General features: G+C 30.2%; 12 protein-coding genes and 1 riboswitch. Of the genes, 2 read left to right on the top strand and 10 right to left on the bottom strand.

All coding sequences use genetic code 11. The features are described from left to right. Positions 1-56: 56 nt before the first annotated feature. The 9 genes from cobT to T514_RS0123085 all read right to left on the bottom strand — a co-directional run bounded on the left by cobT (position 57) and on the right by T514_RS0123085 (position 9,492). Positions 57-1,133, bottom strand: coding sequence for a nicotinate-nucleotide--dimethylbenzimidazole phosphoribosyltransferase (gene cobT / locus T514_RS0123125; protein WP_027626866.1), 1,077 nt, complete (start codon positions 1,131-1,133; stop codon positions 57-59). Positions 1,134-1,338: 205 nt separating this feature from the next. Continuing rightward, positions 1,339-1,509, bottom strand: a riboswitch (cobalamin riboswitch). Positions 1,510-1,587: 78 nt separating this feature from the next. Next, on the bottom strand, positions 1,588-2,469 hold the full coding sequence (gene hslO, locus T514_RS0123120; protein WP_027626865.1) for an Hsp33 family molecular chaperone HslO: 882 nt from the start codon (positions 2,467-2,469) through the stop codon (positions 1,588-1,590). Positions 2,470-2,487: 18 nt separating this feature from the next. Further along, positions 2,488-3,225 carry a class I SAM-dependent DNA methyltransferase gene (locus T514_RS0123115; RefSeq protein WP_027626864.1) on the bottom strand — a complete coding sequence of 246 codons (738 nt, stop codon included), beginning with the start codon at positions 3,223-3,225 and terminating at the stop codon, positions 2,488-2,490. 41 nt (positions 3,226-3,266) lie between these two features. Beyond that, positions 3,267-3,521 (bottom strand): alpha/beta-type small acid-soluble spore protein, encoded by a 255-nt coding sequence (locus tag T514_RS0123110; RefSeq protein ID WP_027626863.1) that lies wholly within the window; start codon positions 3,519-3,521, stop codon positions 3,267-3,269. 214 nt (positions 3,522-3,735) lie between these two features. After that, positions 3,736-4,695: an ABC transporter ATP-binding protein gene (locus T514_RS0123105; protein WP_027626862.1), complete on the bottom strand. Its 960-nt coding sequence runs from the start codon at positions 4,693-4,695 to the stop codon at positions 3,736-3,738. Continuing rightward, positions 4,695-5,714 (bottom strand): ABC transporter ATP-binding protein, encoded by a 1,020-nt coding sequence (locus T514_RS0123100; RefSeq protein ID WP_027626861.1) that lies wholly within the window; start codon positions 5,712-5,714, stop codon positions 4,695-4,697. The genes T514_RS0123105 and T514_RS0123100 overlap by 1 nt, the downstream gene beginning before the upstream one ends. A gap of 14 nt (positions 5,715-5,728) precedes the next feature. Further along, positions 5,729-6,661 (bottom strand): ABC transporter permease, encoded by a 933-nt coding sequence (locus T514_RS0123095; RefSeq protein ID WP_027626860.1) that lies wholly within the window; start codon positions 6,659-6,661, stop codon positions 5,729-5,731. Between the two features lie 11 nt (positions 6,662-6,672). Further along, positions 6,673-7,626 carry an ABC transporter permease gene (locus tag T514_RS0123090; RefSeq protein WP_027626859.1) on the bottom strand — a complete coding sequence of 318 codons (954 nt, stop codon included), beginning with the start codon at positions 7,624-7,626 and terminating at the stop codon, positions 6,673-6,675. Positions 7,627-7,830: 204 nt separating this feature from the next. After that, complete coding sequence (locus T514_RS0123085; protein WP_027626858.1) at positions 7,831-9,492, bottom strand: peptide ABC transporter substrate-binding protein; 1,662 nt, start codon at positions 9,490-9,492, stop codon at positions 7,831-7,833. Positions 9,493-10,126: 634 nt separating this feature from the next. Here T514_RS0123085 and dapA point away from each other — a divergent pair. Then, the gene (dapA, locus tag T514_RS0123080) at positions 10,127-11,011 is read left to right on the top strand and encodes a 4-hydroxy-tetrahydrodipicolinate synthase (protein WP_027626857.1); all 885 of its coding nucleotides are present in this window, start codon (positions 10,127-10,129) and stop codon (positions 11,009-11,011) included. Between the two features lie 26 nt (positions 11,012-11,037). Then, positions 11,038-11,790: a 4-hydroxy-tetrahydrodipicolinate reductase gene (gene dapB / locus T514_RS0123075; RefSeq protein WP_027626856.1), complete on the top strand. Its 753-nt coding sequence runs from the start codon at positions 11,038-11,040 to the stop codon at positions 11,788-11,790. 212 nt (positions 11,791-12,002) lie between these two features. Here the strand turns inward: dapB and T514_RS0123070 are convergent, their stop codons facing one another. After that, a complete protein-coding gene (locus T514_RS0123070) occupies positions 12,003-13,157 on the bottom strand; it encodes a pyridoxal phosphate-dependent aminotransferase (protein WP_034870093.1) in 1,155 nt (384 codons plus the stop codon). Positions 13,158-13,329: the final 172 nt, after the last annotated feature.

Genomic DNA, 13,329 nt, shown 5'->3' with positions numbered 1-13,329 from the left:
TCAAGAGAAAAATAATAGAGATTTGCAAAAGCAAATCTCTATTATTTTTACGATATTTATTTTTCTCTTATATCTACAAAGAACTCACTATTATGTATACTTGCTTCAGAGTAAGTCGCCATATCATTCATTACACGAAGCGATGCTTCAATTATACAAAATTCTAATGGACATCCAGTCCCTTCTCCTAATCTCATATCCATATTTAGTCCTGGATCTAGTCCAAGTTCTTTCATCACATATACAGCTCCTGGTTCTGCTGATAGATGAGATGGAAACATAAAATCTTTTGTGTCATTGCTTAATCTATATGCACAAAGCGCCGCGGCACATGCAATTATTCCATCTATAACTATAGGAACTCTGTTTTTCGCAGCACCTAAAAAGCATCCACACAATCCTGCTATATCAAATCCACCTACTTTACTTAACACATCAATAGCATCACTCTTATCTGGATTATTAATTTCTATAGCTCTCTTAATTACCGCTTTTTTATTAGAAAATCCTTCTTCTGTAAGACCAGAACCTTTACCACACACAATATCAGAATCCATTCCTGAAAGTACACTTATTACAGCTGCACTAGTTGACGTATTACACATACCTGCTTCACCAGTACCAAATAAATCATAACCTTCTTTAACGAGATTATCTACTGCCTCAATACCAACTTCAATAGCCTTAATAGTTTCTTCTCTTGTCATAGCAGGACCATTTGCCATATTTTTAGTTCCGTAGGCTATTTTTTTATTTATTATATTAGGATTATTAAAATCAGCCTTAACACCGATATCTATTACACAAATATCTGCTTTTGCATAATCAGATAAAACACCTATACCAGTTATTCCTCTTGTATAGTTATTAGTAATTATAGCTGTTAATTCTTGTGGACAAGCGCTTACTCCCTCTTCCCACACTCCATTATCTGCAGCCATTATTATAGTATTTTTCTTATTTATTTTATTTTTTATTTTTCCTGTTATTCCTGACATTCTAACCGCAATTTCTTCTAACTTACCTAAACTACCTATGGGTTTTGAAAGGTTATCCATTCTCTCCCATGCTTTTTTTATGGCTTCTTTATCTGCTGCCTTAATACTAGCTAAAGTTTTTTGTAATAACTCCATCTCTTCCACTCCTCTAAAATCACATATACCTTTTAGTTGATGATTGACAGTTATAAGCTTAGAACTCGTTATCCAGGAACGTAGCCACTCTTTACTTCACTTTAGATGTGAGTATTAGAGCGGGTAGTCATAGGATAAAGTAAATAACCCCTCACAAAAGTGAGGGGAAAAAACACATACAACTATTTCTCTCTTCCCTCCGAAGAATCCATAAAAATTTTAGGCAGGTCTCCTGGCTTAAGCTTCATCCTATCTCCCCTTCCCGGAAATTCCAGTGGATTATAGAGATTTGTCTGCTTTTACAGTAGCGGGGGCTGCAGTGGATTTTACCACTTTCTCTTTTAAACTAATAAGTACCTAAAATATCAATATTCAATTCTAAGTTAATTATATTACTTAATCATACACTTTTCAAGTACATTAAATATATTTTTCAAGAAATTATTCGTATTTATTATTTGATCTGCTCAAGTAATTGTCCTATTTCTTGGTGATTGAAGTGGTAGCTTTTATTACAAAATTGACAATTCAACTCTTCAGTTTTATTGTCATTATATAATTCCTCTAAATCTTTTTTACCTATACTCATAAGAGCTCTTTCAACCTTCTCTCTAGAACAATCACATCTATATTCTGGTGTAAGACTTTCTAATATTTTTAAATTCATTCCTTCAAAAATAAATTCTAATATTTCTTCAATACTCATTCCTTTTGATATAAAATCAGTTATTGATGAAATTTCCTGAAGTCTATATGTTATTAAATCAGCTGTTAATTCATTTGCTCCAGGCATCATTTGAATTATAAATCCTCCTGCTGCACTTATACTTAAATCATTATTTACTAAAACACCTAATCCTACAGCAGAAGGGGTTTGTTCGGAAACAGTAAAATAATAAGCTAAATCATCTCCTATTTCACCTGAATATATTGGTATTTGTCCTACATAAGGTTCTTTTAATCCCATATCCTTAATTACTGTTAACATACCATTTTTCCCTATAGCTCCACCAACATCTAACTTTCCTTTATCATTGGCTGGTAAATCTACATAAGGATTACCTATATACCCCTTAACATGGCCATCTGGATAAGCTGTTACAACTACTCCTTTAGCTTCTCCACCACCTTGCATTTTTATGGAAAGTGTATCTTTATCAGATTTTAACATAGTTCCCATAAGTGCTCCTGCTGTTAACATTCTACCTAAAGCTGCAGCTGCTGTAGCACTACAATTATGTATTTTAACACCTTCATTTACTAAATCAGTAGTAATGGCACCTATTATTCTTATTTCCCCATCCACTGCTATAGCCTTTACCAATTTATCCATTATAAAAATCCCTCCAAAATTCTATTTTTTTAGCACATAAGCTATTCTTTCTGTATCCTCTTTTAAAAATGTATCTTCATAATTATCAAGTTTATCTAAAATTTCAAATCCACATTTAGTTATTACTTCTTCTATTTCTTCATTAGTATAAGCTCTTTCCCTATGAAATTCATCAAATCTTTTATAAACTTCCCCTTCTTTAATAAAGAAAGTTAGATACATGTCCACTATATCCTCTTGAAAATTATTTTCCCATATATAGTAGACGTCTTCACTATCATAATTATATATATTATTTCCTAGTATTTCTGTTAACTTATAATAAGAATTAATATCAAAAATAAATATTCCACTATTCTTTAAGTGATGGTATACACCCTTAAAGTATGTCTCTAGCTTTTCTTTTTCTATTATGTAATTAGTAGAATCTAAGCAGCAAGTTATTAAATCAAATTCTTTGTTTAAATTAAGATTACTTATATCCTGACATACAAATTTACCTTTTATACTCTTAGCTCTTAATTTTTCCTCTGCTTCTGTAAGCATGTCATAGGATAAATCCACAGCCCAGGTATTTAAAAAGGATTTACCAACTTGTTCTGTTATATTTCCAGTACCACAGGCTAAATCTAAATAATCCCTTCTCTTAACATTATACTTGTCACATAACTCTAACATAGTACTTGCCCATTTTGCATAATCTATATCTCCTTTTATTAATTCATCATATATATGAGCAAAATCTTTATAACACTCCATCTTCCATACCCCTTTTAATGATAATTTATACTTACTAAATATTATATATTTTTATTCATCAAGTCAACATTTTTAGGAATATTAAGTTCTTTTTTTCTCTTTGTCATTATTCCACCTATTCTTCCAGTCTCCTCAGATGTTAAAGAACTCCAACCTAACTTTTCTACCTTTTCCTTTAGTCCTAATTCTTCTGCAATTTCATATTTCATTTTTTCTCTTAATTTTTCTGCTTCTGTTAATTCTCTATTTGATTTTAATTTAGCCTTTATAACCTTCTTTAAAGGTGTTTTACTCATAAATATCCCTTCCCTTAAAATTAATAAAAAATACAAATATATATTAGATAGTTTTTACAGGAAGGGATTGAATTATACACAACTTTAAAAAAGTGCATTTTACTTTTTCAGAATAAATATGTAATGTTTCTTTATTATTTTAAGACAATTATATAATTTCTATAAAAAATAAAATAGAGCAAGGATTATCCTCACTCTATATATAAACTATTTATTAATCAAATAAGTGACAAGCAACAAAATGATCCTTTTCCACTTCTTTCAATTCAGGTGATGCTTCTGAACATATAGGTTTTGCATATTTACATCTTCCAACAAATCTACAACCTGGTTTAGGATTTATTGGACTTGGTACTTCTCCTTCTAGCATTATTCTTGATCTGTTCTTTTCTATTTCTGGATCAGGAATTGGAATAGCTGATAAAAGAGCCTGCGTATATGGATGTAATGGCTTAGCATATAAATCATGGCTAGATGCTAATTCTACCATAGTACCTAAATACATAACTCCAACCCTATCTGATATATGCTTTACCATAGAAAGGTCATGAGCAATAAACAAATAAGTTAATCCTAATTCATTTTGCAACTTAATTAGTAAGTTTACTACCTGTGCTTGTATAGATACATCAAGAGCAGAAATTGGCTCATCACAAACTATGAACTTAGGCTCAACAGCAAGGGCTCTAGCTATACCTATTCTTTGCCTTTGTCCCCCTGAAAATTCATGAGGGAATCTAGAAGCATGTTCTTTATTTAATCCTACCAACTCCAATAAGTTGTAAATTTTTTCCGTTCTTTCTTGTCCAGTATATAATCCGTGTATATCTATTCCCTCGGCAATAATTTCTCCTACAGTCATCCTAGGATTTAATGAAGCATATGGGTCTTGGAATATAATTTGAGCATTTTTAGTAAAAGCTCTTTTTTCTTTTCCTTTAAGCCCATGTATATTTACACCTTCAAAAAGTACCTCTCCATCTGTAGCTTCATATAATCCTAAAACGGTTCTTCCACAGGTTGTTTTACCACATCCTGATTCTCCAACTAATCCTAATGTTTCACCTTTTTTTATAATGAAACTTACATCATCCACTGCTTTTAATACAGCATTTTTTCCAACTTTAAAATACTTCTTTAAATGTTTTACTTCAATTAAATTATTATTTTCCATTATTCAGCACCTCCTGCTACTATTGGAGCTTCTACCTTTGGTGCTAACGGATGCTGAAGCCAACATTGAACACTATGAGTATCACTTATTTTTGTAACTTCTGGCATTTCCTCTTTACAAATTTGCATACAATATTCGCATCTTGATGCAAACGGACACCCTACTGGTGGTTTTAAAAGATCTGGTGGTGTTCCTTGTATTGAATATAATTTATTTTTATGCTTTGTATCAAGCCTTGGAACTGACTGAAGTAATGCCCATGTATATGGATGCTTTGCATTACAGAATATTTCATCTGTAGTTCCTCTTTCAATTATTTTACCAGCATACATTACCTGTATTCTTGTAGCTACACTAGCAACTACCCCTAGATCATGAGTTATTAGTATAACTGCAGTTCCTAATTTATTTTGTAATTCTTTTATAAGGTCCATAATTTGAGCTTGTATAGTAACATCTAATGCTGTGGTAGGCTCATCAGCTATTAGCACTTTAGGATTACAAGCAAGTGCTATTGCTATCATTGCTCTTTGTCTCATACCACCTGAAAATTCATGTGGATATTGTTCAACTCTTTTTTCTGCATTTGGAATGTTAACTAACTTTAACATTTTAATAGCTTCTTCTAGAGCTTCTTTCTTATTCATTCCCCTATGTATTATTAAACTTTCTGCAATTTGATTTCCAATCTTCATAGTAGGATTTAAAGATGTCATAGGGTCCTGGAATATCATACTTATAGCTTCCCCTCTTAAATCTCTTAATTCTTTATCTGACATCTTTAAAATATCTTTACCCTCAAAAAGTATTTGAGAATCACTTTTTATTTCTCCTGGTGGAGTAGGTATTAATCTCATAATAGATTTTGAAGTTATAGTCTTTCCACATCCAGATTCACCAACTATTGCTAAGGTTTCTCCTTTATCTAAATCGAAGGATACTCCTCTAACAGATTGAACTTCACCTGCATATGTGTGAAATGAAACTTTTAAATCTTTTACTTCTAATAATTTTCCCATTAGTATCCCCCTTGCTACTGACGAAGTTTTGGATCTAGAGCATCTCTTAATCCATCCCCTAGTAAGTTAAATGATAACATTGTTAAACTTATTGCTAAAGCTGGGAATATCAACTCATGTGGGTAAAATTGCATAACCGATTGTCCAAACGAACACATAGCACCCCAACTTGTTTTAGGTGGTTGAATACCTAATCCTATAAAACTTAAAAATGCTTCCGCAAATATAAATCCAGGTATATCAAATGTCATATAGATAATTATAATTCCAATAGTATTTGGTATTAAATGCTTTGATATTATTCTGCTTGAATCTGAACCTAATGCCTGAGCTGCAAGTACGTACTCTGACTCTTTTAACTGCATAACTTGTCCTCTAATTAAACGAGCCATTCCAGTCCATCCAGTTATACACAGAGCTAATAATAAACTTCCTATACCTTGGTTATCAAACACAACAGCAAATAATATAACAATTATCATATATGGAATACTATTTAGTATTTCTACTATTCTCATCATTATATCGTCAACTAATCCACCAAAGTAACCACTAATTCCACCATACATAGCTCCAACAGTTACTTCAATTAAAGTTCCAACTATACCGATAGCAATAGATACTCTTCCTCCAATCCACAATCTAGAAAATAAATCCCTTCCTAGATTATCTGTACCAAATATAAATTGTCCTCCTGGTTTTTGATTGGTAATATTCGTATTTTGTTGCCAATAACTAACCCCTGATATCATTTTTCCTATAATGGGTCCCACTGCACACATTATAGCAATAATCCCTAATAATATTAGAGAAAAAATAGCTACTTTATTTTTCCTTAGTCTTCTCCAAGCATCTTGCCAATAGGTCATATTAGGCCTTACTATAGCATCGGCATTACAACTACCACAACCTATTATTTCAAATTTTTCTTTACTTAACTCTGCCATTTGCTACCCTCCTACCTTTTACCACCTGATAATCTTATTCTAGGATCTACTACTGTATATAATATATCAACAATTAATAAAGCTACTATATATAAAAATGAATAAAATATAGTGAATCCCATAATCATGTTATAATCCTTTGTTGTTATTGAATCGATCATTGCACTTCCAAGACCAGGAATAGCAAATATTTTCTCAACTACAAAAGATCCTGTAATAATAGATGCAATTTGCGGTCCCAATATAGTAATAATTGGAAGTATGGCATTTCTTATTATATGCTTCCAAGCAATAGCTATTCTTGAAACTCCTTTAGCTTGAGCGGTGGTTATATAATCTTGGCTTATAACATCTAAAACAGAAGTTTTCATATACCTTGCATAGGTAGCAATACTTGAAAAGCTTAAAGCTAATGTAGGTAAAATTGTGAATTTTAAACTATTCATAAATCCATCACCATTATTATACCATCCTGCAATAGGCAATCCTCCTTTTCCACCCAATCCTTGTTGAAGCAAAGCTGCCAACACAAAGCTTGGGACAGATACACCTAATATAGCAATAAAAATAACAAAATAATCAATACCTGTATTTCTATTAAATCCAGCAATAATACCTAGTGTTAGTCCAATTGCTAACCCAAAAAGTACAGCCTGAAGACCAACTCTTGCTGAATTCGGAAACCTCTCCTTTATATATTTATTGGCAGATATACCTGGCGTTACAAAAGAGTCCCCCATATTTCCTTTTGTTAAGTTTTTTAAATATACTACATATCTTTCTGAAACAGGCTTGTCTAATCCATATTCTGCTCTCAAACTCTGTTGTACCTCTTTTGGCAATTGCTTTGCTTGAGAAGATATAGGATCTCCTGGCATACTACTCATTAAAAAAAATGTAACCGTTACTACAACCCATAATGTAAGTAACATATATCCTAATCTTTTAGATATATATCTTACCATTCTTTTCCTCCTTCCTGCAACTACATATCCTTCTTAAAGCACTTTTTATGTATATTAGTTATTATAAATGATTTATTCCTAAATAACCCAAAAAAATAAAAAATTATGTAAATAAAATACCACTTTTTAATTTTCTTATTAAAGCTATATAAAGGCTACAACAGGGAACCCCTGCTGTAGCTTTACATTTAAACTTCTATTTTATTATTTTCCATTCACTGAAGTCCATTTTAATTCATATAATCCTCCAAATGATGGCACTTGAAGTCCATTTACATATTTTTGTGTAAAGAAACGTTTGTCTTTATAAAATACTGGTGCCACTCCAGCCTGTTCTAGAACCAATATCTGTTCAGCTCTCTTATATAATTCAATTCTCTTATCCATGTTACTTTCTTTTTGTATTTTCTTAACTATTTCATCATATTCCTTATTTGAGAATTTTCCGTTATTATTTCCATTTCCTGTTGTAAATAATTCTACAAATGCCATTGGGTCATTATAATCTGCTCCCCATCCTGACATAGCTATTTCAAATTCACCCTTATCTGTTTTATTATTATAATCTGAGAAATCAGCAGCTGTGTCTAGCTTTGTATTAAATCCTATTTTTTCTTTCCATTGAGCCTGGAAGAATTCAGCATAAGCTCTGTCAGAAGTAGCACTTCCTTGTGGTAAATATCTTAAAGTATATTTTGATGGATCTGGATCTAATTTAAGTTCTTTTAATCCTTCTATAAATAAAGCTTTAGGATCTTTCTTTATATCCTTTAATGGTTCTGGAACTAAATCTCTATATACTTTATCTCCAGCATACACTGCTGCTGGAATTAAGCCATTTGATACAAATCCTCTTTGATAAACCTTATTAACATAAGCTTCTCTATCTATAGCAAGAGAAATAGCAAGTCTTATCTTAGGATTTGTTAATAATTTATTTACATTTTCACCATTTTGCTTAAATATCAAATAGAAAGATGATGGATTTATTTCTTCAATGTAATTATATTTTCCAGCCTTAGCTTCATCTTTCATTTTCTGAACATATTCTCCAACTATAGCTGTTGCATCTACCTGTTTGTTAATGAACATGTTATATCTTGTTGGCATTTCTTCTGCTACTTGGAAAGTAACTTTGTCAAGTTTAACTGTATCTTTATCCCAATAATTAGGGTTCTTACTAGCTATTATTTTTGATGCTCTTTCCCACTTATCAATAACAAACGGCCCATTAAATACCATTTTTGAAGGATCTGTTCCAAACTTGTCTCCACTAGCTTCAACTATATCCTGTCTTAGTGGGTCTAATAATGGAAATGCTGTCAACTGTAAAAAATATGGAGTTGGATTTTCTAATTCTACCTCTAATGTTTTATCATCTTTTGCTTTAACTCCAACTTCTTCAGGCTTTGCTTGTCCTTTATAATATTTTTCACCATTCTTTAATACAAACATAAAAGAAGCGTATGGAGCCTTTGTTTTAGGATTTAATATTCTTTTCCATGAATATTCAAAATCCTTTGCTGTAACTGGCTTTCCATCTGACCATTTAGCGTCTCTTAACTTAAAAGTCCATTTTAATCCATCTTTTGAAGTCTCCCAACTTTCAGCTATACCCTTTTCAGGTTTATCCTTATTTAATCTTGTTAAACCTTCAAATGCCGCAGTCATTGCATTATGTGACATTTGGTCTGTAGCCATTGATGAATCCAAAGTCTTTGCATCAGAAGCTATAAGCACTATAGAATTGTCACCTTTTCCACCTTCAGCAGCTTTCTTGTCACCGCTTCCACCACAGCCAAGTAGCGCTGTTGACAATAACATAGTCGCAGTTAAAAGTGCTGCTAACATTTTTTTACTTTTCACTTGAATTCCCCCTTTTTATTTATAAAGGCTTTGTTAATAATAAAAATTTATTATCTTTAAAATAACCCATAATAGAATATATTAAATTCATATTACTATTATAAATTATATTTCTCATTATTATGTAATTATGCATATTATTCCAAACATTTTATTGAAATTGTTGGTATTAATACATATTTATTTTAAATTGAAATATTAAAGTTAAGCAACTTAAAATGAATTTTCCTTCATTTGTTTAAATTATATTAGCACAGTTTCTTCACATTGTCAATTATTAACTTTATATACTGCCGCTTCTCAGTCACTTAGAAAATTTTCCTACTATTCTGAAAATAGATTTTTTATATTCTAATTTATTAAAAAAATTATTCATTTGACATGCATAATAAAATGAATAAGTATGCATACATTTTATATTTTTTATTTTTATTAAAAAACTATGTAATTTTAATTATATGGGTTATATAATATAGTAAGGAAATTTTAATACACATTACTAAAAATTATGAGTTACCCGAAATGCATTTTTAAAAACAATATCCTAATATTAACATTTAAGAAATATACTTCTTGATTAATTATATGTAAGGATAATATTTAATAAAAATTATTTTAGAAAAGAGGTTTTTTCATGAGTATATTTAAGGGTTCAGGTATAGCTATAATTACTCCTTTTAATGAACAAGGTGTTGACTTTAATAAACTAGGAGAACTTTTAGAATGGCATGTACAAAATAATACGGATGCTATAATCATATGTGGTACTACTGGTGAAGCATCAACAATGTCAGAAGAAGAAAGAAAAGAAACCATAAAATTCACAGTGGAAAAAATCAACAAAAGAGTACCTGTAATAGCTGGAACAGGAAGTAACAGTACTCTTTCTGCAGTAAAATTTAGTGAATGGGCTGAATTCATTGGAGTAGATGGACTTTTAGTTATAACACCATATTATAATAAAACAACACAAAAAGGATTGGTTGAGCATTTTAAGGCTATAAATGATGCAGTAAATACACCAATTATCATATATAATGTTCCAGGTAGAACTGGTTTAAACTTATTACCTAAAACTTTAGTAAAAATATGTGATATATGTGATAATGTTGTTGGTATTAAAGAAGCCTCTGGAAATATAAGTCAAATAGCAGAAATTAAAGCTCTTTTAAGAGATAAAATTGATATTTATTCTGGTAATGATGATCAAATAATTCCAATCTTATCTTTAGGTGGCATTGGTGTTATATCTGTATTAGCAAATATTATACCTAAAGAAGTTCATCAAATGTGTGAGTCATATATGAATGGTAAAATAAATGAAGCTTTAAAAATTCAATTGGATGCATTAGCTTTATCAAATTCATTATTTATAGAAACAAATCCTATTCCTATAAAAACTGCTATGAATCTTTTAGAAATGAAAGTAGGTAATCTTAGATTACCATTATGTAGTATGGAAGAAAAAAATCTAAATGTTCTTAAACAGGAATTAAAAAATTATGGTTTATTAAAGTAATTAACTAAAATAACAGGAGGTACAAGATGTTAAAATTAATTTTATGCGGTTGTAACGGAAAAATGGGTAAAGTTATAACAGAAAAGGTAATTTCCTTTAATAATATTAATATAGTTGCGGGAATAGATAAAAATACAAATGTTAATAATTCATATCCTATCTTTTCTGCTATAAAGGAATGTTCAATAGACAGTGATGTTGTTCTAGATTTTTCAAGACCAGACATGTTAGATGACTTACTGTCATACTGCATAGAAAACAAGTTACCTTTAGTACTTTGTACTACTGGATATTCTGACGAACAAATAAATAAAATTAATGAAAAATCAAAGGAAATTCCTATATTTAGATCTGCCAATATGTCTATAGGAATTAATATCATAAATTCTATTTTAAAAAATATTAGCAATAAATTGTATGGAGATTTTGATATTGAAATAATAGAAAAACATCATAATCAAAAGGTAGACTCTCCAAGTGGTACAGCTCTTCTTCTAGCCAATACAATAAAAGATTCCATATCTGAAGAAACTGAATTCACCTATGGAAGAGTTGGTAACTCCAAAAGAAAAGATACTGAAATTGGAATTCATGCTGTTCGAGGAGGCTCCATTGTAGGAGAACATGAAATAATATTTGCAGGCACTGGTGAAACTATTGAAATAAAACATACTGCATTATCTAGAGAAGTTTTTGCAATGGGAGCTCTTAAAGCCTGCCAGTTTATGAAAGGCAAGAATGCTGGTCTTTATAATATGAATAATGTTATAAACGATTAATTTTAAAAAATTACCAATTAAATTTTTTAGATTATAATTATAGATCATAGATAAAAAACTTGTTTAATGAGTTAAAATAAATGATGGAGGGTGTGGTATAATGTTTTTCATTATACCACACCCTTTATCATTCACTGTAAAAATTACTTAGCAATCTATACTCTACAATCTGTTCCCTATGTTATATAAAGTTAACTTTTTCTTTTTTATACTTAGAAATTGTTCTTAATCCATTCTTCAATTCTATCTAAAGCTTCTTTTAACTCTTCCATACTATAAGCATAGGAAATTCTAATATATCCTTCTCCATACTTTCCAAAAGCTGAACCTGGAACTACTGCTACATTACCTTCCTTTAATAGTTTTTCTGAGAATTCATCACTTGTCATATTAAACTTTTCAATAGATGGAAATATATAAAAAGCTCCTTTAGGTAAATTCACTTTAAAACCTAAGTCCGTTAATCTAGCATATACATAGTCTCTTCTCTTTATAAACTCTTTTTTCATATATTCTACATCTGGCATGCAATTTCTTAAACCTTCTACCACTCCCCATTGTACTATGGATGGCGCACAACTAGTATTATATTGATGTACCTTCATTATATGTTTCATATATCTTTCCGTAGCACATACATATCCAATTCTTAATCCAGTCATAGAAAACATTTTGGAAAAACCACTTACAAGTATTATTTTATCCTTTATATCTTCAAACTGACATATAGAATAATAGTTATCTTCAAAACATAATGCACTATATATTTCATCGCTTATAACTAGTATATCTCTTTCCTTTATTATTTTATAAAGTTCATTTCTATCTTCCTTGGTTAACGTAGCTCCTGTTGGATTAGACGGAAAAGATAATACTAATATTTTTGGGTTTTCTTCATCTATTTTTCTCTTTATTTCTTCTATATTTAATTTAAAACCTTCTCCTAACTTATAGCTTATAGGAATAGCTCCTAATAATTTAGAACAGCTTTCGTAAGCAGGATATCCAGGTGAAGGAATTAATACCTTATCTCCAGGATTTAATAGAGCTGTGAAAGTATTAAATAATGCTTCACTACCTCCCACAGTTAAACAAATTTCATCTACATTAAAGTTTATATCAAAACTACCTAAATACTTGCTTATTTCCTCCCTCAATTCTATAATTCCTATATTTGATGTATATCCTGTCCTATTTTCTTCAATAGATTTTATCAATACCTTCTTAATTTTCTCAGGTACATGAAAATCTGGTTGGCCTAGTGTTAACGATATTGCTTGTGGATAATGAACAACTTTATTAAAAAATTTTCTTATGCCTGATATCTCTATATTCTGTACATAATTTGAAATATAATTATCTCTCATGCTTATTTCTATCCAAAAATAATATGGATAATCCTCCCCTCTAAAAAAATTCATCACATTTTTTTATATTATGAGTATTATATAATTTATAAGTATATATTTTCAATAATTTTATTATTTAAAATTAATATTTCCCTTTTCTTTATTTTTATTATTTATTATAATTTTAATA

Origin of the sequence: Clostridium lundense DSM 17049 (assembly GCF_000619945.1) — a bacterium.
GTDB lineage: Bacteria > Bacillota > Clostridia > Clostridiales > Clostridiaceae > Clostridium_AO > Clostridium_AO lundense.
Note: the sequence above shows the minus strand (reverse complement) of the source record. Positions and strands in the feature narration are given on the sequence as shown.

What these genes read in the sequence shown, in the direction of transcription:
- cobT (WP_027626866.1), bottom strand. Translation starts at nt 1,133, where the DNA reads ATGGAGTTATTACAAAAAACTTTAGCTAGTATTAAGGCAGCAGATAAA.
- T514_RS0123115 (WP_027626864.1), bottom strand. Translation starts at nt 3,225, where the DNA reads ATGGAGTGTTATAAAGATTTTGCTCATATATATGATGAATTAATAAAA.
- T514_RS0123110 (WP_027626863.1), bottom strand. Translation starts at nt 3,521, where the DNA reads ATGAGTAAAACACCTTTAAAGAAGGTTATAAAGGCTAAATTAAAATCA.
- T514_RS0123105 (WP_027626862.1), bottom strand. Translation starts at nt 4,695, where the DNA reads ATGGAAAATAATAATTTAATTGAAGTAAAACATTTAAAGAAGTATTTT.
- T514_RS0123100 (WP_027626861.1), bottom strand. Translation starts at nt 5,714, where the DNA reads ATGGGAAAATTATTAGAAGTAAAAGATTTAAAAGTTTCATTTCACACA.
- T514_RS0123095 (WP_027626860.1), bottom strand. Translation starts at nt 6,661, where the DNA reads ATGGCAGAGTTAAGTAAAGAAAAATTTGAAATAATAGGTTGTGGTAGT.
- T514_RS0123090 (WP_027626859.1), bottom strand. Translation starts at nt 7,626, where the DNA reads ATGGTAAGATATATATCTAAAAGATTAGGATATATGTTACTTACATTA.
- dapA (WP_027626857.1), top strand. Translation starts at nt 10,127, where the DNA reads ATGAGTATATTTAAGGGTTCAGGTATAGCTATAATTACTCCTTTTAAT.
- dapB (WP_027626856.1), top strand. Translation starts at nt 11,038, where the DNA reads ATGTTAAAATTAATTTTATGCGGTTGTAACGGAAAAATGGGTAAAGTT.
- T514_RS0123070 (WP_034870093.1), bottom strand. Translation starts at nt 13,157, where the DNA reads ATGAGAGATAATTATATTTCAAATTATGTACAGAATATAGAGATATCA.